Source organism: Actinoplanes sp. NPDC048988 (genome assembly GCF_043197815.1).
Classification (GTDB): domain Bacteria; phylum Actinomycetota; class Actinomycetes; order Mycobacteriales; family Micromonosporaceae; genus Actinoplanes.
In genome coordinates this window covers 29,220-54,360 of record NZ_JBICTW010000004.1, presented here as the reverse complement: position 1 = coordinate 54,360, position 25,141 = coordinate 29,220, and the positions used below count along the sequence as shown (strand labels likewise).

General features: G+C 69.9%; 19 protein-coding genes. 12 read left to right on the top strand and 7 right to left on the bottom strand.

The annotated features are described in order from the left end of the window. Position 1: 1 nt before the first annotated feature. The 3 genes from ACGFJ7_RS14535 to ACGFJ7_RS14525 are packed head-to-tail and all read right to left on the bottom strand — an operon-like array spanning position 2 to position 3,114. Positions 2–1,201, bottom strand: coding sequence for a glycosyltransferase family 4 protein (locus tag ACGFJ7_RS14535; protein WP_392642453.1), 1,200 nt, complete (start codon positions 1,199–1,201; stop codon positions 2–4). Positions 1,202–1,208: 7 nt separating this feature from the next. Beyond that, a complete protein-coding gene (locus tag ACGFJ7_RS14530; RefSeq protein WP_392642452.1) occupies positions 1,209–2,351 on the bottom strand; it encodes an aminotransferase class I/II-fold pyridoxal phosphate-dependent enzyme in 1,143 nt (380 codons plus the stop codon). Beyond that, entirely contained in the window at positions 2,344–3,114 is a 771-nt protein-coding gene (locus ACGFJ7_RS14525) for a polysaccharide deacetylase family protein (protein ID WP_392642451.1), read from the bottom strand. The genes ACGFJ7_RS14530 and ACGFJ7_RS14525 overlap by 8 nt, the downstream gene beginning before the upstream one ends. Before the next feature lie 145 nt (positions 3,115–3,259). Between ACGFJ7_RS14525 and ACGFJ7_RS14520 the strand changes: the two genes are divergently transcribed. Continuing rightward, positions 3,260–4,270: a GNAT family N-acetyltransferase gene (locus ACGFJ7_RS14520; RefSeq protein ID WP_392642450.1), complete on the top strand. Its 1,011-nt coding sequence runs from the start codon at positions 3,260–3,262 to the stop codon at positions 4,268–4,270. Here ACGFJ7_RS14520 and ACGFJ7_RS14515 read toward each other — a convergent pair. Together ACGFJ7_RS14515 and ACGFJ7_RS14510 are read right to left on the bottom strand one after the other, a co-directional pair. After that, positions 4,267–4,563, bottom strand: coding sequence for a hypothetical protein (locus tag ACGFJ7_RS14515; protein WP_392642449.1), 297 nt, complete (start codon positions 4,561–4,563; stop codon positions 4,267–4,269). The genes ACGFJ7_RS14520 and ACGFJ7_RS14515 overlap by 4 nt on opposite strands. 323 nt (positions 4,564–4,886) lie before the next feature. After that, positions 4,887–5,936, bottom strand: a complete 1,050-nt coding sequence (locus tag ACGFJ7_RS14510; protein WP_392642448.1) for a LacI family DNA-binding transcriptional regulator — start codon at positions 5,934–5,936, stop codon at positions 4,887–4,889. Positions 5,937–6,153: 217 nt separating this feature from the next. Here ACGFJ7_RS14510 and ACGFJ7_RS14505 point away from each other — a divergent pair, with 217 nt between their 5' ends. Genes ACGFJ7_RS14505 through pulA form a run of 5 tightly spaced genes read left to right on the top strand, consistent with a single transcriptional unit; the run spans position 6,154 to position 16,877 of the window. Continuing rightward, positions 6,154–7,368: an extracellular solute-binding protein gene (locus ACGFJ7_RS14505; RefSeq protein ID WP_392642447.1), complete on the top strand. Its 1,215-nt coding sequence runs from the start codon at positions 6,154–6,156 to the stop codon at positions 7,366–7,368. Continuing rightward, positions 7,369–8,949, top strand: coding sequence for an ABC transporter permease subunit (locus ACGFJ7_RS14500; protein ID WP_392642446.1), 1,581 nt, complete (start codon positions 7,369–7,371; stop codon positions 8,947–8,949). It abuts the gene before it with no gap. Further along, entirely contained in the window at positions 8,946–9,788 is an 843-nt protein-coding gene (locus ACGFJ7_RS14495) for an ABC transporter permease subunit (RefSeq protein ID WP_360239035.1), read from the top strand. Before ACGFJ7_RS14500 ends, ACGFJ7_RS14495 begins: the two co-directional genes overlap by 4 nt. Next, positions 9,785–11,536 (top strand): glycoside hydrolase family 13 protein, encoded by a 1,752-nt coding sequence (locus ACGFJ7_RS14490; RefSeq protein WP_392642445.1) that lies wholly within the window; start codon positions 9,785–9,787, stop codon positions 11,534–11,536. Before ACGFJ7_RS14495 ends, ACGFJ7_RS14490 begins: the two co-directional genes overlap by 4 nt. A gap of 10 nt (positions 11,537–11,546) precedes the next feature. Further along, complete coding sequence (gene pulA / locus ACGFJ7_RS14485) at positions 11,547–16,877, top strand: pullulanase-type alpha-1,6-glucosidase (protein ID WP_392642444.1); 5,331 nt, start codon at positions 11,547–11,549, stop codon at positions 16,875–16,877. Here pulA and ACGFJ7_RS14480 read toward each other — a convergent pair. After that, positions 16,834–17,766, bottom strand: coding sequence for a sulfite exporter TauE/SafE family protein (locus ACGFJ7_RS14480; RefSeq protein ID WP_392642443.1), 933 nt, complete (start codon positions 17,764–17,766; stop codon positions 16,834–16,836). The genes pulA and ACGFJ7_RS14480 overlap by 44 nt on opposite strands. Positions 17,767–17,882: 116 nt before the next feature. Between ACGFJ7_RS14480 and ACGFJ7_RS14475 the strand changes: the two genes are divergently transcribed. From ACGFJ7_RS14475 to ACGFJ7_RS14450, 6 genes are all read left to right on the top strand, one after another. Beyond that, positions 17,883–18,608 (top strand): histidine phosphatase family protein, encoded by a 726-nt coding sequence (locus ACGFJ7_RS14475; protein ID WP_392642442.1) that lies wholly within the window; start codon positions 17,883–17,885, stop codon positions 18,606–18,608. Beyond that, on the top strand, positions 18,583–19,395 hold the full coding sequence (locus ACGFJ7_RS14470; RefSeq protein WP_392642441.1) for an NAD(P)H-hydrate dehydratase: 813 nt from the start codon (positions 18,583–18,585) through the stop codon (positions 19,393–19,395). Before ACGFJ7_RS14475 ends, ACGFJ7_RS14470 begins: the two co-directional genes overlap by 26 nt. Before the next feature lie 41 nt (positions 19,396–19,436). After that, a complete protein-coding gene (locus ACGFJ7_RS14465; protein ID WP_360239017.1) occupies positions 19,437–19,850 on the top strand; it encodes a CBS domain-containing protein in 414 nt (137 codons plus the stop codon). A 112-nt stretch (positions 19,851–19,962) separates the two neighbouring features. Further along, on the top strand, positions 19,963–20,313 hold the full coding sequence (locus ACGFJ7_RS14460) for a PadR family transcriptional regulator (protein WP_360239014.1): 351 nt from the start codon (positions 19,963–19,965) through the stop codon (positions 20,311–20,313). Continuing rightward, positions 20,310–21,287: a permease prefix domain 1-containing protein gene (locus ACGFJ7_RS14455; protein WP_360239011.1), complete on the top strand. Its 978-nt coding sequence runs from the start codon at positions 20,310–20,312 to the stop codon at positions 21,285–21,287. The genes ACGFJ7_RS14460 and ACGFJ7_RS14455 overlap by 4 nt, the downstream gene beginning before the upstream one ends. A 73-nt stretch (positions 21,288–21,360) precedes the next feature. After that, entirely contained in the window at positions 21,361–23,208 is a 1,848-nt protein-coding gene (locus ACGFJ7_RS14450; RefSeq protein WP_392642440.1) for a RecQ family ATP-dependent DNA helicase, read from the top strand. A 375-nt stretch (positions 23,209–23,583) separates the two neighbouring features. On the opposite strand, the gene ACGFJ7_RS14445 is transcribed toward ACGFJ7_RS14450, so the two are convergent. Next, on the bottom strand, positions 23,584–25,080 hold the full coding sequence (locus tag ACGFJ7_RS14445; RefSeq protein WP_392642439.1) for an MFS transporter: 1,497 nt from the start codon (positions 25,078–25,080) through the stop codon (positions 23,584–23,586). Positions 25,081–25,141: the final 61 nt, after the last annotated feature.

Here is a 25,141-nt window from a genome sequence, read left to right as displayed (position 1 = left end):
GTCAGGCCGCCGCTCGGTCGAGCACGGCCGCGAACTGCTCGAAGAGTTTGTCGCGGGAGAACCTTTCGACCGCCATGGTGTACGCGGCCGCGCGCGCCCGGGTCAGCCATTCCTCGTCCCGGCAGTGCGCTTCGAGGGTCGCCGCGGCCGCGGACGTGTCCACCGGGTCCAGCACGAGCCCGGCCCCGGTCGAGCGCAACAGGTCGGCCTGCCACCCGCCGTAGTTGACGGCGATCGGCCGCCCGGCGGCCAGGGCGTCGAAGAACTTGTTGGCCGAGTTGTCCCACAGGGCGGGGATCGGCCGGACGAAGCTGGTCGACAGCGTGGCCGCGCCCAGGATCACCGGCAGTTCGGACTTCGGGACCTTCTCCCACATGTGCACCGACACGTCGAGCAGCCCATGGGTTCGCGCGAGCGCCTTGGTGGACTCCCATTCGCGGCCGTGCCCGACGATGAGCACCTGGATCGAGGGGTCCATCTCCCGTGCCGCCTCGACCAGGTACGAGACGCCGTTCACCGCGCCCAGCGCTCCGGTGTAGACGATCAGCGGCCGGTCGGCGAGCCAGCGGTGCTCCGTGCGGAACTTCTTCACCTCCAACTCGTCCACCTGGAAGAGGGCGAGGTCGGCCGCGTTCGGGATGACCGTCGTCCGCGTGGACGGGCGCCGCGCCGCTATCCCGGCCGCCATCCCGGGCGAGAGCGCCACCACTTCGCGGGCGTTGCGGTAGGCGAAGCCGGCCAGCGCGCCGGCGAGCCGCCGCGTGACCGGGTTGCGCAGCGCGCCCATCTCGATCGGCACTTCGGGCCAGAGGTCGCGCACCTCGAAGACGAACGGCACCCGGCGCAGCTTGGCGGCGACCACGCCGGGTACCGCGACGGTGAGCGGCGTGCTGGTCGCGAAGACCAGGTCCGCTTTGAGGGCGGCCGCCTTCGCCGCGGCCAGCACCATGAATTCCGCGAAGGCCCAGATCCGGCGGCCGTACGACATCTCGTTGTTGTACGGAACGGCGAACCAGTGCACCTGGATGCCGTCGTCGTCCGTACGCCGCCAGGTCAAGGATTTTGAGACGCCGGTGATGTCGGTCGTGATGACGTGGACCTCGTGCCCGCGGGCGACGAGCCGCCGGGCCTGTTCGTAGGAGCGGATGCCGCCGGCCATCCGCGGATTGCAGTAGTACTGGTGGATGTAGACGATGCGCACCCCGCGCTCACCCCTTCTGCTCGGCCGCTACCGCGCGGACGACGTCCACGACGCGCTCCCGGTCGTGCTCGGTGAGCGCCGATCCGCTCGGCAGGCACAGCCCGCGGCGGAACAGGCCGGCACTGACCTCGCCGCCGCGTGTCACGCAGTCGGAGAAGACCGGCTGCAGGTGCATCGGCTTCCAGGTGGGCCGGGCCTCGATGTCGTGCGCGGCCAGCCGGTCGAGGATCCGGTCGCGGCTCGCGCCGAACCGTTCGGCGTCGACCAGCAGGCAGGTGAGCCACCAGTTCGACTCGCCGTAGGCGGCCATCGGCATGAAGCTCAGCCCGGGCAGGTCGCCGAGGGCGGCGCGGTAGTGGCGGCCGGTCTCGCGGCGCGCGGCGATCATCGCGCCGAGGCGCTGGAGCTGTCCCCGGCCGACCGCGGCCAGCAGGTTGCTGAGGCGGTAGTTGTAGCCGACGGCGCGATGTTCGTAGTACGGCAGCGGTTCGCGCGCCTGGGTGGCCAGGTGGCGGGTGCGCGCGGCGGTCCGGTCGTCGTCGGTGACGAGCATGCCGCCCCCGCCGGTGGTGATGATTTTGTTGCCGTTGAACGAAAGGATCCCGGCCAGGCCGAAAGACCCGGCGGGCTTGCGGTGGTACGAGGCCCCGAGCGCTTCCGCCGCGTCCTCGATCAGCGCCACGCCGTAGCGGTCGCACGCGTCGAGCAGGGGATCGTAGTCGGCGCACTGCCCGTACATGTCGACGGCGATCACCGCCCGCGGCGGTTTTCCCTTGGCGCAGCGGCGGCGCAGCTCCTCGACGACCAGCGCCGGGTCGACGTTCCAGCTTTCGGCCGTGCTGTCGATGAAGACCGGCCGGGCGCCGAGGTACATCACCGCGTTGGCGGTGGCGGCGAAGGTGAACGACGGCACCAGAACCGTGTCGCCGTGCCGGACCCCGGCCGCGACCAGCGCCAGGTGCAGGGCGGCGGTGCCGCTGCTGAGGGCTACCGCGTGCCGTACGCCTGTCAATTCGGCCACCTGGGCCTCGAACGCGTCCAGGTCGGGGCCGACCGGCGCCACCCAGTTGGAGTCGAACGCCTCCAGCAGCAGCTTTCGCTCGACGTCGCCGACGTCGGGCGGGGAAAGGTAGATCCGGGTGTCAGGCATGGACCCGCGTCCTCACGGCCCACAGTGGCCACGCCGGGTGCAGGCCCTGCCGGTGGATACCCATCACGGGCCCGCCCGGGTGCATCGCCGGGCGCAGCGTGGTGGCGAAGCTCCGGTAGCCGGCCTCGCGCGCCGCGGTCACCTCCCGCTCGCCGAAGTCGACGGCCGGGTTCCCGTACGGGGCGGCGAAGTCCCGCACCTCGACGGCCACCTCGTCCTCGATCTCCCGTTTGGAGGCGACCAGTTCCCGTACGACCTCGGACCCGGTCTGATCGGCGAGCCGTTGGTGGGTGACGGTGTGCGAGCCGAAGGCGAAGCCGGCGGCGGCGATGGCCCGGCAGTCGGGCCAGGTGAGGTTGCCCGGCCGCCCGACGAGCCCGGTGGTGAGGAAGAAGGTGGCCGGCACCTTCTCGGCGGCGAGGATGGGCACGACGACGTCGCGCCAGCTCAGGTGGCCGTCGTCGAAGGACAGGCAGAAGACCGGCCCGTCGGGGTCTCGCCGGCCGGCCAGGATGTCGAGCGCGTCGTCCCAGCTCACCATCGGGCCGCGCTGCCGGAAGGCGCACAGGTGCCGGCGCAGGTCGTCCGCGTACCGGCCCGGAACGTCGTGGTAGAAGGGAAAGTAGAGCCCGGCCGTGTCCGGCAGCCGTTTGAGAATGCCGGCCGGCGCGAGGATCCGGCCCTGCAAACGCGGCCGCGCCCGCAGCCGGCTGCGCAACTCCAGCTCGTTCAGGCGCCGTTTGATCGTGGTCGGCGTCTGCATCGGACCCTCCCGAAAGATCGTTGACCGGGAATGTCTCGACCTTCCCAAACGGCCGTCCGCGAGCATCAGTGGCATTTGTCATCAAGAACGTGAGAATCCTTCAGTGTCTTGATTTGCCGACACGCCCCGGCGCATCGTGAGGCCCATGCTGCGACTGCGAAGGGTGGACCCGACGGCCGCGCTCTGGTCCGACCGGGCCACCTACGACGACCGACTGATCTTCCACACCCGCCCCTGGCTGCGCTTCGTCGCCGAGGCTCAGGGCGCGTCACCCGTGCTGGCCGTGGTCGAGGACGGCCGCGACACCGTGGGCCACTTCACCGGCCTGGTCAGCCGGCGCTTCGGCCTGCGTATCCTCGGCAGCCCGATGGCCGGCTGGACCACGTCGTACATGGGCTTCCTGCTCCAGCCCGGGATCTCGCGCCGGGCCGCCCTCGAGGCCCTGACGCCGTTCGCCTTCGACGATCTGGGCTGCGCCCACGTGGAGATCCGCGACCGCCACCTGACCCCCGGCGACCTGGACGGCCTGGCCTTGCGCTGGGACACCGCCCCGACCGCGGTGATCTCCCTGACCCCCACCGAGGACGAACTGTTCGCCGCGATGACGAGTGCCTGCCGCCGCAATATCCGCAAGGCGGGAAAGTCCGGCATAGTCATCGAGGAGGCGTCCCCGGACGATCCGTCATTCGCCGCCGAATTCTATGATCAGCTCCGCGACGTATTCGCCAAGCAGAATCTCGTACCCACTTATTCCATTGACCGAGTTCGATCACTGATGTCGTGCCTGGGCCCCTCCGGAAACCTGCTCCTGCTGCGCGCCCGCGACACCACCGGCCGCTGCGTGGCCACCGCGGTCCTACCCTGGCATCACCGCACGATGTACTTCTGGGGCGGCGCCAGCTACCGCGCCGACCAGTTGTCCCGACCCAACGAGGCCCTGATCTGGCACGCCCTGCGCTGGGCCCGCACCCGATCCCTGACCGAGTTCGACTTCGTAGGCGGCAACGCTTACAAGGCGAAGTACGGCACCACCGACGTCCCCGTCCCCTGGGCCCGCCGCTCCCGCTCCCCGCTGGTGGCCCGCCTGCGCGACACCGCCAAGCAGGGCTTCGCCTTGAAGCAGCGAGCCACGGCCCGCCTGATCCGCGCTCGCTAGGCGTCACTCCGGCGGTCTGTTATGACAAAGGCCAGATCAGGCGCTTGCGAGATCACGTCGGCCCGGTTGTCGATCAGCCGGCGCCCCAAGAACGCCAACCATTCTTCCCAAGGATCGGACGATCCCGGCTCCGCACCTTCGACGACGGTCGGAACGCCGAGCAGCGTCTGCCGTTTCCCGTCGTAGAGCTCGGCAACCTCCCCGACGTCCACCTCATCGGACCGGTCCTCGACCTTCTGAATCTCGACCTTGAAGTCGAACCCACCATCGCGGTGCCTGCCGAGCCGGACCAACACTAGGAATTGACGGCCCTGCGGCACAGGTATAGCCAGTTCGAGGTTGAACCCTTTGCCGAGGGGACACGATCCTTGAACATGGGTGGGCTCTCTCGCGCTTCCTGCCCGAGGCTGTCCGGCACCCTTTCGGAATTCGATTGGTCGGGAAAGATCCCAGTGTCATCGTAGGCATCCCAGCTTGGAACTTCGGGCGAGGGATTGTCGTCCCCATCCTCAGGGTCGGCAGGAGAGTCGAGCCATTCCGCGTCGTCCATGAAGGCAGCGTGTCACGGCCGTCCCGGCGAGAGGGCGGAGAGATTCGGCAGAATCTGCAAGAAGTTTCAGGAGGTGGGTGTGCCCACGGGAACGGCTCGGCGGGCCGGGGCGATCGCGGTGGAGTCGCGGGCGACGAGTTCGGGACGGAACAGGTATTCCGAGTGGGGGGCGCCGTGGCCGTTGATCTCGTCCATCAGGGAGCGGACGGCGGCCACCGCCATGGCCGGGACCGGCTGGCGCAGGGTGGTCAGGGGCGGGTCGGTGAAGGCGATCAGCGGTGAGTCGTCGAAGCCGATCACCGAGACGTCGCCGGGCACCGACAGGCCGCGGCGGCGGGCGGCGCGGATCGCGCCCAGGGCCATCAGGTCGGAGCCGCACACCAGGCCGGTCACGCCCATCGCGAGCAGGCGGTCGGCCGCCACCTCGCCGCCCTCGACGCCGAACAGGGTCAGCGACACGAAGTCGTCGATCGAGGAGTCGGGCACCTTCAGCTCGCGCTGCAGCGCCTGCCGGTAGCCGGCCAGCTTGCGCTGGGTCGAGATGAACCGGTGCGGGCCCGAGATCATGCCGATCCGCCGGTGCCCCAGCGCGACCAGATGGGTCACCGCCAGGTCGCCCGCGAGGCGGTCGTCGCACGAGACGAACGGCGCCTCGATGCCCTCGGCGTAGCCGTTCACCAGCACGATGGGCAGCGGGCGGTCGAGCAGGCGCTGGTAGCGGGCGTGGTCGGCGGTGGTGTCGGCGGACAGGCCGGACACGAACACGATGCCGGAGACCTGCCGGTCGAGCAGCATCTCCACGTACTCGTCCTCGGTGACGCCGCCGGGGGACTGGGTGCACAGCACCGGCGTGTAGCCCTGCTGGGCCAGCGTCGACTCGATCACCTGGGCGAAGGCCGGGAAGATCGGGTTGTCGAGCTCGGGCACGACCAGGCCGACCAGGCCGGCGCTGCGTTTGCGCAGCCTTTCGGGCCGCTCGTAGCCGAGGACGTCGAGAGCGGTGAGCACCGCCTGGCGGGTCTCGTGGGAGACCCCCGGGCGGTCGTTGATGACACGCGAGACCGTCGCCTCACTGACCTGGGCCTGACGGGCGATGTCGGCCATCCGTGCACGCATGGCGACAACTCTAGTGCCGCCGGGTTTCCGGCGAGTTCCTGCAAGCTCTTCCATTGATTGCAAGGACTTGCTAACGTCCCCGCAACGCCAGCGACACAAGCCGATCTCTATGAAGAGGCAGTGAGCTGCGCTTATTCGTATATGACGATCAACAGGCCGGCAAGTCCTTACGTTGCTGGCTTGCATTTGACGCAAGATCCTTCAAAGGGAGACCACCATGCGCCTCCGTGCAGTGGGTGTAGCCGCCACTATGACCTGCGCTCTGCTCATGACGGGCTGTGGCGACAAGACCGACGCCAGTTCCACCAAGCCGTCGGCCGAGGCCGCCGCGAAGGGTGAGCTCGTCATCTGGGCCGACGACAAGCGCTCGGCCGCCCTCAAGCCCTTCGCCGACAAGTTCGGCGCCGAGAACGGCGTGACCGTCAAGGTCCAGGCCATCTCCAAGGACCAGCAGACCACCTTCGTCACCGCCTCCCAGCAGGGCAGCGGCCCGGATGTGATGGTCGGCGCGCACGACTGGATCGGCAACCTCGTCCAGAACGGCGCCGTCGATCCCGTACAGCTGTCGGCCGAGCAGACCGCCGGCCTGGCCCCGAACGCCCTCAAGGCGGTCACCTTCAACGGCCAGACCTACGGCGTCCCGTACGCCATGGAGAACCTGGCCCTGATCCGCAACACCGATCTGGCCCCGAAGGCTCCGGCCACCGTCGAGGAGCTGGCCACGGCGAAGCTGTGCGTGCAGGTCGGCCAGAACGGCGACGCCTACCACCTGTACCCGCTGTACTCGAGCGCCGGCGGCTACCTGTTCGGGACCACGGCCGGCGGCGACTACGACCCCAAGGACCTGGGCGTCGGCAAGCCCGAGTCGGTGGCCGCCTTCAAGAAGATCGCCACCATCGGTGAGAAGGGCAGCGGCCTGCTGAAGCGCTCGATCACCCCGGAGAACTCGATCGCCACCTTCACCTCGAAGAAGTGCGGCTACCTGATCTCCGGCCCGTGGGCGATCACCGACGTCAAGAAGGCGAACATCAAGTACGACATCAGCCCCGTACCCGGATTCGCCGGTGGCAAGCCCGCGCAGCCGTTCCTCGGCGTGCAGACGTTCTACGTCGCCTCGAAGGGCAAGAACAACGCCCTCGCGCAGGAGTTCGTCACCAACTACGTGACCACGCCCGAGCTGGCGGTCGCGCTCTACCAGGCCGAGCCCCGGCCGCCGGCCCTGACCGCCGCGTTCGACCAGGTCAAGGGCGGCGACCCCGACCTGCAGAAGTTCATCGACGCCGGCAAGAACGGCATCCCGCTGCCGGCGATCCCCGAGATGGCCGCGATCTGGGACCCGTTCGGCAAGGCCGAGGCCGCTGTGGTCGGCGGCGCCGACCCGGCGAAGACGATCACCACCGCCGGCCAGACGATCCAGGCAGCGATCAAGTAAATGGTCATGCAGCTCGACGGGCCTGCCACCGACAGGCAGGCCCGTCCCGCCGAGGAGACCCGGCGGACGTACCCGATCGTGAAGATCGTCCTTCTCGGCTTCACGGTCGCCATCGCCGTCTGGGCCTCGTTCCCGCTGATCGAGAACGAGGCCTGGACAGGACTGGCCATCCTGGCCGCCACCACGGCGGGCCTGCTCTACCTCTACCTGACCCCGCGCCACATCCCCGCGAAATACCTGGCCCCCGGCACCGTCCTGCTGATCGCCTTCCAGATCTTCCCGGTTCTCTACACCGCGAGCACCGCCTTCACCAACTTCGGCGACGGCCATCGCGGCAGCAAGGCCGAGGCCGTCGTGGCCATTCAGACCGCGTCGGTCACTCAGGTGCCGGGTTCGGTTCAGTACGCCCTGACGGTCGCGACCACCGGCGACGCGGCCACCGGCCCGCTCGTCTTCCTGATCACCGACCCGGCCACGAAACGGGTGTCCGCCGGTGACGCGAACGGCCTCGCCCCGATCGAGGCCACCGTCACCGGCGCGGGCCGGGTCACCGCGGCCGACGGCTACACCATCCTCACCACCGGCCAGGCGAGCGTGCGCAGCAAGGAGATCACCGCCCTGGCCGTGCCCACGGCCGGCGGCGCCATCCGCTCGTCCGGTCTCTCCCGGGCGTACGAGGGCAAGGCCGGCCGGGTCTACGACGCCGCGTGTGACTGCGTGCGGGACACGGCGACCGGCCGGTCGTGGCGGGCCGACGAGAGCCTGGGGCTGTTCGTGGCCGGTGACGGCGAGCGCCTGGCCCAGGGCTGGAAGGTGACAGTCGGTTTCGCCAACTTCTCGCGGGTGCTGACCGATCCCGCGATCTCCGGCCCCTTCCTCCGTACCCTCGTCTGGAACTTCGGTTTCGCCCTGGCCTCGACCGGCGGAACGTTCGTGCTCGGCCTGCTGTGCGCGATCGCGTTGCACTCCAAGCGGGTCCGGGGGCGCACCTTCTACCGGGTGCTGCTCATCCTCCCGTACGCCATGCCGTCGTTCGCGATGTTGCTGGTCTGGCGGGACATGTTCAACACCGACTTCGGCCTGATCAACAACCTTTTCGGTACGGACGTGGACTGGTTCGGCGGATCGGCGTCGGCCCGCTTGGCGGTGATCCTGGTGCAGTTGTGGCTGGGCTATCCGTACATGTTCCTGGTCGCCACGGGCGCCCTCCAGGCCATTCCGGGCGAGCTCACCGAGGCGTCCCGGATCGACGGCGCCGGCCCGTGGTCGGCGTTCCGGAAGATCACGCTGCCGTTGCTGATGGTCGCGCTCACCCCGCTGCTGATCTCGTCGTTCGCGTTCAACTTCAACAACTTCAACGCGATCTACCTGACCACCGAGGGCGCGCCCTTCCCGGCCGACAACCCGGCCAACGGAGCCACCGACCTGCTGATCACCTACACGTACCGGCTGGCGTTCGGCGGCGCGGGCGCTCAGTATGGCTTTGCGGCCGCTATATCGATCTTCATCTTCCTCATCGTCGCGGTCGTCTCGGCGATCAGCTTCCGGCGCACCCGGCGTCAGGAGGAGGTCTACTCATGAAATGGCTCAAGCAGGTCGGCTGGCGCCACGGGGTGGCGATCCTGATGCTGGTCTTCGCGATGGTGCCGATCGTCTTCGTCGTCTCGGCCGCGCTCAACCCGCTCGGCACGCTCTCGTCGTCGCAGCTCGTGCCGAGCGGGGCCTCGTTCGGCAACTTCACCCGGCTGCTGGGCGACACCGCGTTCGGCAGCTGGTTCCTCAACTCGGTGGTCATCGCGGCGACCGCCTCGGCCGCCTCGGTGTTCCTGAGCGCGCTGGCCGCGTACGCCTTCAGCCGCCGCCGTTTCCGCGGCCGGCGGGTGGGGCTGCTGTCGCTGCTGCTGATCCAGATGTTCCCGCAGTTCCTGGCCATCGTGGCCATCTTCCTGATGTTCTCCACCATCACCGACTACTGGCCGGCGATCGGCTTCAACACGTGGTGGGGCCTGATCCTGCTCTACCTGGGCGGCGCGCTGGGCGTGAACACGTGGCTGATGAAGGGTTTCTTCGACACCGTGCCGCGGGAACTCGACGAGTCGGCCACCATCGACGGGGCCAGCCATCCGCAGGTGTTCTTCCGGATCCTGCTGCCGCTGGTGGCGCCGATCCTGGCCGTGACCGGGCTGCTGGCCTTCATCGGCACCATCAACGAGTTCCTCATCGCCAACGTCTTCCTGACCGACACCGGGGCCAAGACATTGTCGATCGGGCTGTGGGGCCTGGTCGCCGGGGAGCGGGACGCCAACTTCGGCATGTTCTGCGCGGGCACGTTGCTCACCGCGATCCCGACCGTGCTCGTCTTCCAGTTGTTGCAGCGCTACATCACCGACGGTCTCACCGCGGGGGCGGTCAAGGGATGAGACCACACCACGACGGCAGCGAGCTGTACGTGAGCGACCCGGCGCCCGGGCTCGGCGACACGGTCAGTGTCTTCGTGCGGGTGCCGCGCGGCACCGGGGTGTCGCGGGTGCACATGCGCTGGGTCCGGGACGGCGAGCCCGTCTTCACGTCGGCCGTCGTGGATCGCCGTGGGCCGGGCGGCGACACGTGGTGGCGGGCCGATCTGCCGGTGCACAATCCCGTCACCACGTACCGCTTCCTGCTCGGCACCACCCGCGGCATGCGGTGGCTGACCGGGATGGGGCTGACCACGCACGACGTGCCCGACGCGACTGACTTCCGGGTGGTCGCCCACCCACCGCCGCCGTCGTGGTCGCGCGGCGCCGTGGTCTACCAGATCTTCCCCGATCGGTTCGCCGCGTCGACCGAGCGCGCGCTTCCGGACTGGGCCGTCGCCGCCGACTGGAACGATCCAGTGGTGCGCGGGCCGGACGCGCTGCGCACGATGTACGGCGGCGACCTGGACGGCATCGTGCGGCATCTCGACCACATCACCGGCCTCGGCGCCAACACCGTCTATCTGACCCCGTTCTTCCCGGCCCGGTCCAACCACCGCTACGACGCCACCACCTTCGACCACGTCGATCCGCTGCTGGGCGGCGACCGCGCGCTCGAGCGGCTCTCCGCGGCCGCCCGCGATCGCGGCGTCCGCCTGCTCGGCGACCTGACCACCAACCACACCGGCGACGCCCACGAGTGGTTCCCGCACGAGAAGGAGCTCTATTACATACGCCCGGACGGCGGTTACGAGTCGTGGCGCGGCGAACCGACACTGCCCAAGCTCAACTGGGGCAGCGACGAGCTCCGCCGCCGGTTCGCGCGGATCGTCCGGCACTGGCTGTCCGAGCCGTACTCGCTGGACGGCTGGCGCATCGACGTGGCCAACATGACAGCCCGCCTCGGCGCCGACGACTTCACCCACGAGGTCGCCACCCTGCTCCGCCAGGCCATGCACGACGTCCATCCGGACGGTCTGCTCATCGCCGAGCACACCCACGACGCGTCCAGCGACCTCGACCGCGACGGCTGGCACGGCACGATGAACTACTCCGGATTCACCCGTCCGGTGTGGAGCTGGCTGCGCGCCGCCGACCTGCCCTTCGACAGCTTCCTGGGCGTCCCCGAGGAGGTGCCGGTGGCCGACGCGGCCGCGGTGTCGGCGACCATGTCGGCGTTCGCGGCCCAGATGTCGTGGCGGTCGTGGACGACCTCGTGGCAGCTGCTGGGCTCGCACGACACGGCCCGCATCCGTACTGTCGTCGGCTCCGAGCAGCGGCAGGAGGTCGCGGCCGGTCTGCTCTTCACCCTGCCCGGCACGCCGATGGTCTTCGCCGGCGACGAGCTCGGGCTGACCGGCGCCGACAACGAGTCGGCCCGCGTGCCGATGCGCTGGGACGCCCCGGTGCTCGGCTTCTACCGCGACCTGATCGCGCTGCGCCGGTCGTCGCCGGCGCTCCGAAGCGGCGGCCTGCGCTGGGCGCACGCCGACGGGGACAGCCTGATGTTCCTGCGCGAGAGCGCCGATCAGAGCCTGCTGGTCCTGGCCCGCCGGTCGCCCGGCCCGCCGTTCAGGCTGGCCGGCCTGATCCCCGGCACGACCTCCGAGAACATTTACGGCGGCGCGCGGCCGCTGTACACCGAACCCGATGGTTCCACAGTCATCGATGGCTATGGCCCGACCTTCCAGGTCTGGTCCGTCCGCAGTTGAAGGAGACGTAGTGGTCTCAAAGCGCCGGGGGCTGTTCGCCGCCGTACTCTCGCTTCTCGTTCCTTTCCTCATAGCCACACCGGTTTCGGCGGCCGCTCCCGCCGATTCCCTGATAGCCCGGTGGGGCGCCGACACGGTGAACCCGGGCGAGCAGTACTACTTCGTGCTGCCCGACCGCTTCGCCAACGGCTCCACCGCCAACGACAAGGGCGGCCTGACCGGCGACCGGCTCACGACCGGCCTGGACACCACCGACAAGGGCTTCTACCACGGTGGTGACCTGGCCGGCGTCATCGACAAGCTGGACTACATCCAGGGCCTCGGCACCACCGCGATCTGGCTGGCCCCGGTCTTCAAGAACCGGCCCGTGCAGGGCAGCGGCAGCGACATCTCGGCCGGCTACCACGGATACTGGATCACCGACTTCACCCAGGTCGACCCGCACTTCGGCACCAACGAGGAGCTGCGGAAGCTGGTCCGGCTCGCCCACCAGCGCGGCCTGAAGGTCTACCTCGACATCATCACCAACCACACGGCCGACGTCATCAAGTACGCCGAGAACAAATACGACTACATAGACAAGGCCACCAGCCCGTACGAGGACTCGCGCGGCCGCCCGTTCGAGGACCGCAACTACGCCGACTCGCGGAACGGCTTCCCGCGCGTCTCCACGAAGTCGTTCCCCTACACGCCGGTCGTCGCCCCCGCCGACCGCAACGTGAAGGTGCCGTCGTGGCTGAACGACCCGACGATGTACCACAACCGCGGCAACTCGACGTTCGCCGGTGAGAACAGCGAGTACGGCGACTTCTACGGCCTCGACGACCTGTGGACCGAGCGGCCCGAGGTCGTCCGCGGCCTCACCGACATCTACGCCCACTGGATCGGCTACGCCGGCATCGACGGCTACCGCCTCGACACCGTCAAGCACGTGAACCTCGACTTCTGGCCCCAGTTCGCCGCCGGCATCGAGAAAGCCGCGGGCAAGAAGGACTTCTTCATGTTCGGCGAGGTGTACAGCGCCGACCAGGAGATCGAGTCCACGTACGTACGCCAGGGCGGCCTCCCGGCCACCCTCGACTTCTCCTTCCAGGCCGCCGCCCAGGGGTTCGTGGCCGGCAACGGTTCGGCCAAGGCGCTCTCCGACCTGTACGCCAAGGACGACCTCTACACCGCGCGCGACACCTCCGCCGCGAGCCTGCCGACGTTCCTCGGCAACCACGACATGGGCCGCATCGGCTCGTTCATCGCCGCCACCGGCGCCGACGACGCCGCGAAGCTGCGGCGCGACCAGCTCGCGCACGAGCTGATGTTCCTGACCCGGGGGCAGCCGGTCGTCTACTCCGGTGACGAGCAGGGCTTCACCGGCCCGGGCGGCGACAAGGACGCCCGGCAGGACCTGTTCGCCTCGAAGACCGCCGACTACCTCGACGACGACCTGATCGGCACCGGCCGCACGCACGCGGTGGACAACTACAACACCGCGCACCCGCTCTACCAGACGATCGCCGCCCTGGGGGCGCTCCGCAAGGCGCATCCGGCCCTGCGCGACGGCGTCCAGGTGACCCGGTACGCGGCCGACGGTCCCGGCGTCTTCGCCGCCTCCCGCGTCGACCAGCGGCAGCGCAACGAATACGTCGTCGCGTCCAACAGCGCGACCACCCCGCAGACCGTCACCCTGGACACCTGGTCGGCCGGCCAGACGTTTCGCGGTGTCTATGGCACGAACACGGTCACGGCGGCCGGCGATGACGGCAGACTGACGATCACCGTGCCCGCGCTGTCGTCGGTGGCGCTGCGGGCCGACCGGCCGATCGCGGTGCCGCCGGCCGCGCCGGCCGTCTCGCTGAACACTCCCGATGCCGTGCCGGCCCGCACCGAGCTGACCGCGACGGTGACCGGGGACCCGCTGTCCACCGTCACGTTCGCCGCGCAGGTGGGCGACGGGCCGTGGAAGCCGATCGGGACGGCGGCGCGCGCCCCCTACACCGTCTACCACGACCTCACCGGCCTGGCCGGGGGAACGGCGGTGAAGTACAAGGCGGTCGTGCGCGACGGCAAGGGGCGGCTCGCCTCGGCGACGAGCTCGACGAAGGTGGGCACGCCCGAGGTGGCCACCAGCCCGGACTACGCGATCGTGCACTACCAGCGGCCGGCAGGCGGCTACGACGACCAGGGGCTGTACGTCTTCGGTGACGTCGACCCGTCGATGACGACGACGTGGCCGGCCGGGCAGCCGTTCGCGGGCGAGGACTCGTACGGCCGCTTCGCCTATGTGAAGTTGACCCCGAACGCCAGGAACATGGGTTTCATCGTGGTCGGCAAGGACGGGGTGAAGGACGTCGACGCGGACCGGTTCCTCGACCCGTCGGTCACGCCCGAGGTGTGGCTGAAACAGGGCGACGCCACGGTGTATCCGACACGGCAGGCGGCGACGGGGCAGCCGGATCCGCCGCAGGACCAGAACACGGCGGTCATCCACTACCGCCGCGCCGACGGGAACTACGACGGCTGGGGTCTGCACGTCTGGGACGGGGCCGCCACCCCGACCGACTGGGCGGCGCCGCTCCCGCCCGCGGGCACTGACGCGTTCGGGGTCTATTTCCGGGTGCCGCTGGCAGCCGGGGCCACCGCGCTGAACTACATCATCCACAAGGGAGACGCGAAGGATCTGCCCGACGACCAGAAGCTGACGTTCGCCGACGGCGGCCGCGAGATCTGGTTGCTGGCCGGCGTCTCGCCGAGGATCGTGCCGGTGGTGAAGAGGACCGGCGCCGGGGGAGTCGTCGACCCGGCCAAGTCGTCGGCGGTCTGGATCGACCGGACCACGGTGGCCTGGAAGCCGGGCGGCGACACCGACGGCAAGGTCTACGACCTGGTGGACCCGGCCTCCGGGCCGATTCGCCTGACCGTACGGCGGGACGGGCTGACCGAGGCGCAGCGGGCGAAGTTCCCGCACCTGTGGCAGTACGACGCCTTCCGCCTTCCGGCCGGCGTCGACGTGAAGGCCCTCCTGCGCGGGCAGGTCACCATCACCGAGCGGGACGCGGCCGGCAAACTGCTCGCGGCCACGGGCGTGCAGACGGCCGGCGTGCTCGACGACGTCTACGCGGCCGCCGCCTCGGCCACGCTGGGTCCGGTCGGCACGACGCTGTCGGTGTGGGCGCCGACCGCCCAGAACGTCGCGTTGCAGCTGTACGACACGGTGACCGCCTCGCCGTCCACAGTGGCCATGAAGCGCGACGACCGTACGGGCGTGTGGTCCGTGCGCGGGCCCTCGTCGTGGAAAGGCAAGTACTACAAGTACTCCGTCACGGCGTGGCAGCCGGCGGCCCAGAAGGTCGTCACGGCCGCGGTCACCGACCCGTACAGCCTCGCCCTCTCGACCGACTCCAAGCTGAGCCGGATCGTCGACCTGTCCGACCCTTCGGCCGTGCCCGCCGGTTGGTCGTCGCTGCGCAAGCCGGCCGCCGTTCCCGCCGCCAAGATCCAGATTGCCGAGGCTTCTGTTCGGGACTTCTCGATCGCCGACTCCTCGGTGCCGATTGCCGCCCGTGGAACATATCGGGCATTCACCGCTTCTCAGTCTGCTGGAATGAAGCAGCTGTCGTCCCTGGCGAAGGCCGGGGTCACCCACCTTCATCTGCTGCCGGTCTTCGATTTCGCGACCATCCCCGAGAACCGGGCCGACCAGAAGCAGCCGGACTGCGACCTGGCCGCGCTGCCCCCGGACTCTTCGCGGCAACAGGAGTGCGTCGCGGCGGTGGCTGCGACCGACGGCTACAACTGGGGCTACGACCCGCTGCATTACACCGTGCCCGAGGGCGGCTACGCGGTCGATCCGGCCCAGCGCACCCGCGAATTCCGCGAGATGGTCGGCGGCGTCAACAAAGCGGGGCTGCGCGTCGTGATGGACGTCGTCTACAACCACACCTCGGCCGCCGGCACCGACCCGAACTCGGTTCTCGACCAGATCGTCCCCGGCTACTACCAGCGGCTGCTGGCCGACGGGACGGTCGCCAACTCGACCTGCTGCGCCAACACGGCCCCCGAGAACACGATGATGGGCAAACTGATCGTCGACTCGGTCGTCACGTGGGCCAAGGCGTACAAGGTCGACGGCTTCCGTTTCGACCTGATGGGCCACCACCCGAAGGCCAACATCCTGGCCGTGCGGGCCGCCCTCGACCGGCTGACGGTGGCCAGGGACGGCGTCGACGGCAAGAACATCTATCTGTACGGCGAGGGCTGGGACTTCGGCGAGGTGGCGGGCGGCGCGCGCTTCGAGCAGGCGACCCAGGCGAACATGGCGGGCACCGGGATCGGCACGTTCAACGACCGGCTTCGCGACGCCGTACGCGGTGGCGGGCCGTTCGACGCCAATCCGCGCGTGCAGGGGTTCGGCTCGGGGCTGCTGTCGGCGCCGAACGGGGACGCCGTGAACGCCGACGCGGCCACCCGGCTGCCGCACTACCAGGACCTCATCAAGGTCGGGCTGAGCGGCAACCTGGCGTCCTATCGCTTCGTGTCGTCGTCCGGAAGCACGGTCACCGGGGCGCAGGTCGACTACAACGGCTCGCCGGCCGGCTACACGGCGGCACCCGGCGAGGCGATCACCTACGTCGACGCGCACGACAACGAGGTGCTGTACGACGCCCTCGCCTACAAGTTGCCCTCCACCACCTCGGCCGTCGATCGGGCCCGGCTGCAGTCGGTGGCCTTGTCCACCACGGCTCTGGGGCAGGGTGTGGGATTCTTCGCGCTCGGCAGCGAGCGGTTGCGGTCGAAGTCGCTCGACCGCAACTCGTTCAACTCGGGTGACTGGTTCAACGAGATCATCTGGGATTGTTCGAAAGGCAACGGCTTCGGCCGCGGGTTGCCAGCCGCCGCTGACAATGCCGACAAGTGGGATTACGCGCGGCCCCTGTTGGCTTCGGCCGCGCTCGTGCCTTCCTGCGAGGCCGTCAATCTGGCCGACGCCCGGTACAAAGAGCTGCTCGCGATTCGCGGCTCCTCGCCGGTGTTCGGCCTGCCGACCGCCGCCGAGGTGCAGAAGCGACTGTCGTTCCCGCTTTCCGGCGCGGCCGAGACCCCGGGGGTCATCACGATGACCCTGGACGGACGGGGTATCGACCGCCGGTGGAAGTCGGTGACCGTCGTCTTCAACGGCACCTCGGCGGCAACCGCTCAGACCGTCCCCGCCCTTCGGGGCAAGACGGTCGCGCCGCACCCGGTGCAGCGCACCTCGGCCGACCCGCTCGTCCGTACCGCAAGCTTCGCTCCCGCGACCGGAACGTTCACCGTCCCGGCGCGGACGACCGCTGTGTTCGTACAGAAGTGACGAGCTGACCCTCCGAAGCCGGTACGCCCGGGGAGTCCTGGGCGTGCCGGCGGAGCAGCACCGGGATGATCGCCATGAGCACGGCGATGCCCGAGGCGAGGCCGACCATCGCGGTCGGCAGGTCGAAGAGCTTGAGCGCGCTGGCCAGCAGCACGACCACCAGCGCGGTGCGCACCAGCCCGGCCGGGGCCCGCGACGAGATGCGCGACCCGATCAGCACGCCCGGGATCGAGCCGAGCAGCACGGCCCCGGCCAGGTCGAGCTGAAGGTCGCCGAAGAGCGCGTGGCCCAGCGCGGCCGCGCTCACGAGCGGGATCGCCTGCACCAGATCGGTGCCGACGAGGTCGTTGGCGCGCAGCTTCGGATACATGGCGAGCAGAGCCACGATGATCAGCGAACCCGACCCGACCGACGTGAGGCCGACCACCAGCCCGCCGGCCGCTCCGAGCAGCGCGGTGGGCAGCGGCCGGACCACGATCGGCTCCGGCGGCCCGTCGTGGTTCCCGCGCCGGCGGGCCGCCCACGACTTGAGCACCAGCCCGCCCGCCGCGAGCAGCAGGGCCACACCGAGCGCGAGCCGGATCGCCCGCTGCACCGTCTCGTCGTCCCCGAGCAGCCGCAGCAGCAGCACCCCGAGGAAGGCCGCCGGCACACTGCCCACGCACAGCCACCGCACGAGAGCCCAGTTCACGGTCCCCCGGCGGGCGTGCACCGCCCCGCCGAACGGCTTCATGACCGCACTGGCCGCCAGGTCGCTGGACACGGCCGCCACCGGAGGCACCCCGAAGACGAGGACGAGAATCGGCGTCATCAGCGCCCCGCCGCCCATCCCGGTGAGCCCGACGACGACACCGACGCCCAGCCCGGCCAGCGCTAGCGTGAGGTCCATCGGACGATCCTGCGAGACGATCCCCTGCCTTGTCTACTAAGACGGTGGATTTTGTCGAGTTTCCGCCCGTGCGTGGCAGTGGGGTTACGGATCCGGCGCTGGGGTATGGCGTCGGCATGAAGGAGCTCCAGTGGCTCGCCGTGGTCCGGCACGGGCAGAGCACCGGCAACGTCACCGCGCAGGCCGCCGAGGAGGGCGGCGCCGAGGTCATCGAGATCCCCGAACGGGACGCCGACGTTCCGCTGTCGGACCTCGGGCGTGAGCAGGCCGAGGCGGTCGGCGAACACCTGGGCCGCCAGGCGCCGGACGTGGCGGTCGTCTCGCCGTACCTCCGCACCCGCCAGACCGCCCGGCTGGCCCTGGGCGACCGGGGTGTGCCGTTGATCGTCGACGAGCGGCTGCGCGACCGTGAGCTGGGCGTTCTCGACCTGCTCACCGGTCGTGGCGTGCAGGCCCGGCTGCCCGACGAGGCGCGCCGGCGCAGCCGGTTGGGCAAGTTCTACTACCGGCCGCCGGGCGGCGAGTCGTGGGCCGACGTGCTGCTGCGGCTGCGGGCGCTGCTCCGGGAGGTTCGCGAGGACTATCCGGAGGGCCGGGTCGTGCTTTTCGCGCACGAGGCCACCGTGCTGCTGGTCCGCTATCTGGCCGAGCGGCTGGACGAGGCCGAGCTGATGGCGATCGCGCACCGCACCACCATCGCGAACTGCTCGATCAGCAGCTGGCGCCGCGAGGGCGACCTGCTCGTGCCGGAGGCGTTCAACGCCGTCGACCACCTGCACCGCGAGGGTACGCAGCCGACCAGGCAGGAGGACGTCAATGCTTCAGCAAGTCATCACCCCTAAGGTCCTGCGCGAGTGGCCGCTGCCCGATCCGGAGGGCGGCAAGGAGTCCCGCGGCACGGTTCTGGTGGTGGGCGGCTCCAAGTTCACCCCCGGCGCCGTTCTGCTGGCCGGGGTGGCCGCGCTGCGCGCCGGCGCCGGCCGCCTGCAGCTGGCGGTGGCCGAGGAGACGACCATCGCGCTGAGCATCGCGGTGCCCGAGGCGAAGGTGGTCGGCCTGCCCGGCGCCGACCTGGCCGCCGGGGCCGACGTGATCGCGCTCGGGCCGGGTCTCGACGACATCGACGAGACCACCAACCTGATGCGCGAGGTGCTGGGCAAGGCCGGGCCGGAGACGGCGGTGGTGCTCGACGCGTACGCCCTGGGCGCGCTCAGCAAGGACGCGAGCCTGCTGCCGGCCCCGGAACGGGCGGTGCTGACGCCGAACATGGTGGAGGCCGAGCACCTGCTGGGCCACTCGCCCGGCGACGACCCGGGCGCCGCCGCCGTCGAGCTGGCCGGGAAGTACGGCGCGGTGGTCTCGCTGTTCGGTCACATCGCGGCCCCCGACGGCCGGCGCTGGGTCGAGGAGAGCGGCGACGTCGGCCTGGGAACGTCCGGCAGCGGCGACGCGCGTGCCGGGATCGTGGCCGGCCTGCTGGCCCGGGGCGCCGACCCGGCGCAGGCCGCGTGCTGGGCCGCGTACGTGCACGCGGTGAGCGGCCAGCGCCTGACGCCGCGCCACGGCCGTACGGGCTTCCTGGCGCGCGAGCTCGTCGACGAGGTGGCCCACACGATTGCGACTCTTTGATACGGGTACCCCCTTCTTCAACAGAAAGGGAGGAACCACTCATGACCACCGCTCGCGAAATCATGACTCCCGACGTCACCTGCGTGGGGGAGCGGGAGACGCTCGCGGACGCCGCCCGGAAGATGGCCGATCTGGGCGTCGGCTCGCTGCCCATCTGCGGCGAGGACAACCGCCTCAAGGGCATGGTCACCGACCGGGACATCGTGGTGAAGGCCCTGGCCAAGGGGCGCAACCCGGGTGAGGTGACGGCCGGCGAGCTCGGTGCGGGCAAGCCGGTCACGATCGGTGCCGACGACGACACGGCCGCCATCCTGCGCACGATGTCCCAGCACAAGGTCCGCCGTCTGCCCGTCATCGACGGCCACCAGCTGATCGGCATCGTCGCGGTGGCCGACGTGGCCCGCGCCCTCCCGGACCGCCCGGTGGGTGACCTGATCGACGCCATCAGCGAATAGCTCTCCGGAAACCGCGCCCCGCCGGCCTCGTGCCGCGCGGGGCGCTTCGATGTGCAAAGCACTTCGGTGTAATGGGTTGCCATAGTGTGCGTCGCACACTATCGTGAGTCACATGACAACGGACGTGACACTAGCCAGCCACCTACAGGAGCTGCGCCGGGGAACGGTCGTCGTCGCCAGCCTCATCGCTCTGCGCACGCCGGGGTACGGCTACTCGCTGCTGGAGACGCTCAGTGAGGCCGGTTTCGACGTCGAGGCCAACACGCTCTACCCGCTGCTGCGCCGGCTCGAATCCCAGGGCCTGCTGGTCAGCGAGTGGAACACCGACGAGGCCCGCCCGCGCAAGTTCTACCGGACCACCGGCCAGGGCGACGCCGTCGCCGAGACGCTGCGCGGCGAGTGGACCCGCATCGACCGCGCCATCAACGACCTCTCCTTCACCCACCCCGGGAGCGACAAATGACCAGCCTCGTCGACCGCTACGTGTACACCGCCCTCCGCCGCATCCCCGAGCAGCAGCGCGCCGACATCGACCGCGAGCTACGCGCCTCCATCGACGACGCGGTCGACGCCCGCGTCGAGTCCGGCGAGCCGCGCGACGCGGCGGTGGAGAGCACGCTGCTCGAACTGGGCGATCCCGACAAACTCGCCGACAGCTACGCCGACAGACGCAACTTCCTGATAGGCCCGGAGCTGTACGGCGTCTGGCGCCGCTTCATGCTCATGCTCTTCTCCACGGTCCTGCCCATCGTGGTCGTGGCCACCAGCATCGGCCGCGTCTTCGACGACAACCCCGACGTCGGCGCCATCATCGGCAACGCGATCGGCACGGCCCTCACGGTCGCCGTCCACCTGGCCTTCTGGACCACCGCCACGTTCGCCGTCATCGAACGCACCGGCCTGGGCCGCGAGGACCTGCGCGGCGCTCCCTGGACCCTCAAGGACCTTCCCAAGTACGAGTCGGGCGCGGTCAGCGTCGGTCAACTCGTCACCTACATCGTGTGGCCGGTCCTGCTGATCGCCGCGATCGTCCTGCAGCGCTTCACCTTCACCGACGTGCCCGTCCTCGACCCCGCCGGCTGGTCGTTCTGGTGGCCCCTGGTCATCGTGCTGATCGCCCTGAAGGCGATCTGGGCGTCCTGGCTGTACCACCAGGGCTGGACCCGCCCGGTCCTGATCGTCAACGCCGTGCTGGCCCTGGCTCTCGGCGCCGTCCTGGTCGGGATGCTGGCGTCCGGCAACTTCTTCAACCCCGCCTTCGACTGGATCACCGACAACAACACCGACCTGCTCGACTGGATCACCCCCGCCGCCATCGTCACCACCATCGCCGGCACCCTCTGGGACATCATCGAGCCCACGATCCGGGGCGAGCGGGCTCGCCGGGGCCTGCCCACAAAGGTCCCCGGCTCCGGAAACACCTACAAGTTCGGCTGACACCGCCAGGAAAGGGCGCTCCTCGTCCGGGGGCGCCCTTTCCACGCGTCCGGCGCGGGTAGCATCCGGCGGGATGGACAAGCTTGATCGAATCGCCGCTGACGTGCTCGGCGTCACCCTGCGCCCGGCGCAGCGGCGCGCCCTGGAAGCGCTGACCGGGCACGGCGACACCCTGGCCGTCCTGCCCACCGGCAGCGGCAAGAGCGCGATCTACCAGGTCGGCGGGCTCGCCCTGGGCGGCCTCACGGTGGTCGTCTCGCCGCTGATCGCGCTGCAACGGGACCAGCTGAGGTCGATGACGGCCCGGGATTCCGTACGGGCGGTGATGCTCAACTCCTCCCAGCATCACGCCGACCGGGCGGACGCCCTGGCCGAACTGGCCGGCGGACGGGTCGACTTCGTCATGCTCGGCCCCGAACAGCTGGCCAACGCGGAGACGATGGCGGCCATCACCGGCAGCCCGCGCCCCATCACCCTGGTCGCCGTCGACGAGGCCCACCTGGTCAGCGAGTGGGGCCACGACTTCCGGCCCGAATACCTGCGCCTGGCCGACGTCGTCGAGGCGGCCGGCCGGCCACCGGTGCTGGCGTTGACCGCCACCGCGGCGCCACCCGTGCAGGCCGACATCACGCGGCAGCTGCGGATGCGCGACCCCCAGGTCATCGTGGCCGACTTCGACCGCCCGAACATCTCCCTCGCGGTGCGGCGCACCCGGCGCGACCGGCCCGAGGCGCAGGCGGTCGACGACCGTACGGTGGAAGTGGTCCTCGCCCATGAGGGCCCGGCCCTGGTCTACGCGCTCAGCCACGCCCGCTGCGAAAGCCTCGCGGAAAGGCTGCGCCTCGACGCCTACCGGGCCGAGCCCTACCATGCGGGCCTGCCCGCGGCCCGCCGCAGCGAAATCCAGGACGCCTTCTTCGCCGGCCGGCTGGACGTCGTGGTGGCCACAAGCGCCTTCGGCATGGGCATCGACAAGCCAGACGTACGCACGGTGGTCCACGCCGGCGTCCCCGGCAGCCTGGACGAGTACTACCAGGAGATCGGCCGAGCCGGCCGCGACGGCCACCCGGCCACAGCGGTGCTGGTCTACGACCCCCGCACGGTACGGATCCCCCGCCTGCTGGCCGCCCGCTCCCGCATGGGCGCCGCCACGGTCCACGCGGTGATAGACGCCATCGAGGCCGCCCAGGGCCGAACAACGGTGAAGGACCTGGCCGAGTCGGCGCAGGTGGGCCGCTCCGCCGCCGAACGCGTGGTCGACGAGCTGCTGGACTTGGGCCTGGTCCACCCCGACGGCAACAACGCCATCCTGCCCGCCCCCATGGGCGACGCCTTCCGCCAGGTGACGGCCGCCGGCAACCGCCGCCAGGCCATCCTGCGCTCCCGCATAGAGTCCGCCCGAGGTTACGCCGAAACCACCCGTTGCCGCCGAGCCGACCTACTGGCCTACTTCGGCGAGCACTACACCCCACCTTGCGGCTCGTGCGACAACGACAAGCACCCCACCACCCCGGCCGCCCCCATCCCACCAGCCCGCGCCGCCTATACCCCCGCCACCAATCCGCCCCCCTCTTCGCGCGGAGCCGATTCGGCTTCCTCTTCGCGGGCCACCGATTCGGCTTCTTCTTCCGGCGCGCACGACTCGGCCTCCTCTTCCCCCGTGGACGAGCCTGCGTCCCTCTCCCGCGTGGACGATCCCGCCGCCCTCTCCCGCGTGGACGATTCCGCCGCCCAGTCTCGCGACGACCAGAGCGCCGGGCGCGCCTACCAGACCCAGGCGAAGCGTGTCCGTCACCGATTGTGGGGACCGGGCACCCTGCTCAGCCAGGACGATCACGAGCTGGTGGTCGCCTTCGACTCAGTCGGCTATCGCCACCTCGTCGCAGCGGCTCTGACCAACGGTCTACTGACCCTGGAGTGACCGTTAGTGGGACTAACTGATCGTCCGGCGCGGCCGAGTGGGTCGGCATGAGCGCGAGCGTTAGTGAGGCTGACGATTCCGCCAACGAGGTCCGGTGAGGGCGGCTGACGCGAGGGATCGTTAGCGTGACGAACTGATCGTTGCGGTGCCGGCTCGCCGGAGCGGCTGGGTTGTGGTTGAGGGTTGGTGCGACCAACCGATTTCTGCGGCGCGAGCTGATCGGGGCGGCTGACTCGCGGGTGAGTGTTAGTGCCGCTAACTGATCGCTATGGCGCTGCGCGATGGGTCGCCGGCGCTGGATGAAGCGCGTCCGCGGCCCGCTGGAGGAGCGGGCCGCGGACGGCTTTGAGTGCGGACGGTTCCGGTGGGGGAGGGTTAGACCATGACTGCGGTTCCTGCGTTGGCGTTGGCCTCCTCGCGGCCGGCTTTGACCAGGACCAGGGCGATGATGGCGGCCAAGCCGATCAGGGCGGCGCTCCACCAGAACGCGACCGTGTAACTGTGGACCGTTGCCGCGGCCGTCAAGGATGCCGGGTCGGAGGCTGTTGCCTGGTGGTCGACGATGTAGGCCGCCACCGCTGAGGTGAAGATGGTGTTCAGCAGGGCCGTGCCCAGGGAACCGCCGATCTGCTGGGTGGTGTTGATCAGGGCGCTGGCCACGCCGGCGTCGTGGTCGGCCACTCCGACCAGGGCCGTGTTCGACATGGGGCCGAAGGTGACGCCCATGCCGAAGCTGATGACCAACTCGGCGGGGAAGACGTGGGTCCAGAAGCCCGTGTCGACGCCGATGCGGGTCAGCATCACCATGCCGATCGTCGACATCAGCAGGCCGCCGAACATCAGCAGGCGCGGGCCGACGCGGGTCTGCAGCTGGGCCGACACGCCGGCGCCCAGGATGATGCCCAGCGTGAACGGCAGGAACGCCACGCCGGTCATCAGCGCCGAATAGCCCAGCGTGATCTGCAGGTAGAACGTCAGGAACAGGAAGACGCCGAACAGGCCCGAGCCGATCAGCAGCGCCGCCAGGAACGAGCCGCCCCGGTTGCGGTCGAGGATCACGCGCATCGGCAGCAGCGGGTGCGACGAACGCAGTTCGATGACGACGAAAGCAACCAGCAGCAGCACGGCCGCGACCAGGAAGCCGATCGTCGTGGGTGAGTCCCAGCCGTCCTCGCTGGCCTTCGTGAACCCGTACACCAAAGCCACCAGGCCGGCCGTGGACGTCAGCGCGCCGGGCAGGTCGTAGTGGGTGTTGCCTTCGGCGCGGCTCTCGCCGACGAAACGGGCGGCGGCCAGCGCGGCGATGATGGCGATCGGGGTGCTGACGAGCAGGGTCCAGCGCCAGGAGGCGTACTCGGTCAGCAAACCGCCCATCAGCAGGCCGACCGCGCCGCCGCCGCCGGCGATGGCGCCGTAGACGCCGAAGGCGCGGGCCCGCTCACGCGGCTCCGTGAAGGTGACCGTGAGCAGCGACAACGCGGCCGGGGCCATCAACGCTCCGAAGGCGCCCTGCAGCGCGCGGGCCGAGAAGAGCATGAACGCGTTGGTGGCCAGGCCGCCGAGGGCGGAGGCGGCGGCGAAGCCGAGCAGGCCGATGATGAACGCCCGTTTGCGGCCGGTGAAGTCGGCGATGCGCCCGCCCAGCAGCAGAAGACCGCCGAAGGCCAGGGTGTACGCCGTGATCATCCACTGCCGGTCGGCGTCGCTGATGTGCAGTGCCTTCTGGGCTGTCGGCAGGGCGATGTTGACGATCGTGGCGTCGAGCACGATGAGGAGCTGCGCCACCGCGATCACGGCCAGCGCCAGCCATCGCGATCGTGATTTAGGCGATATATCCGGCGTACGGTGAGCGTCAGAGGTCGTGATGGACATGAGGGGTCCCCTTTCAGGGCACGCGGAGATCCACCCAGGGCGGAAGGCGAGGGCGTGGAAG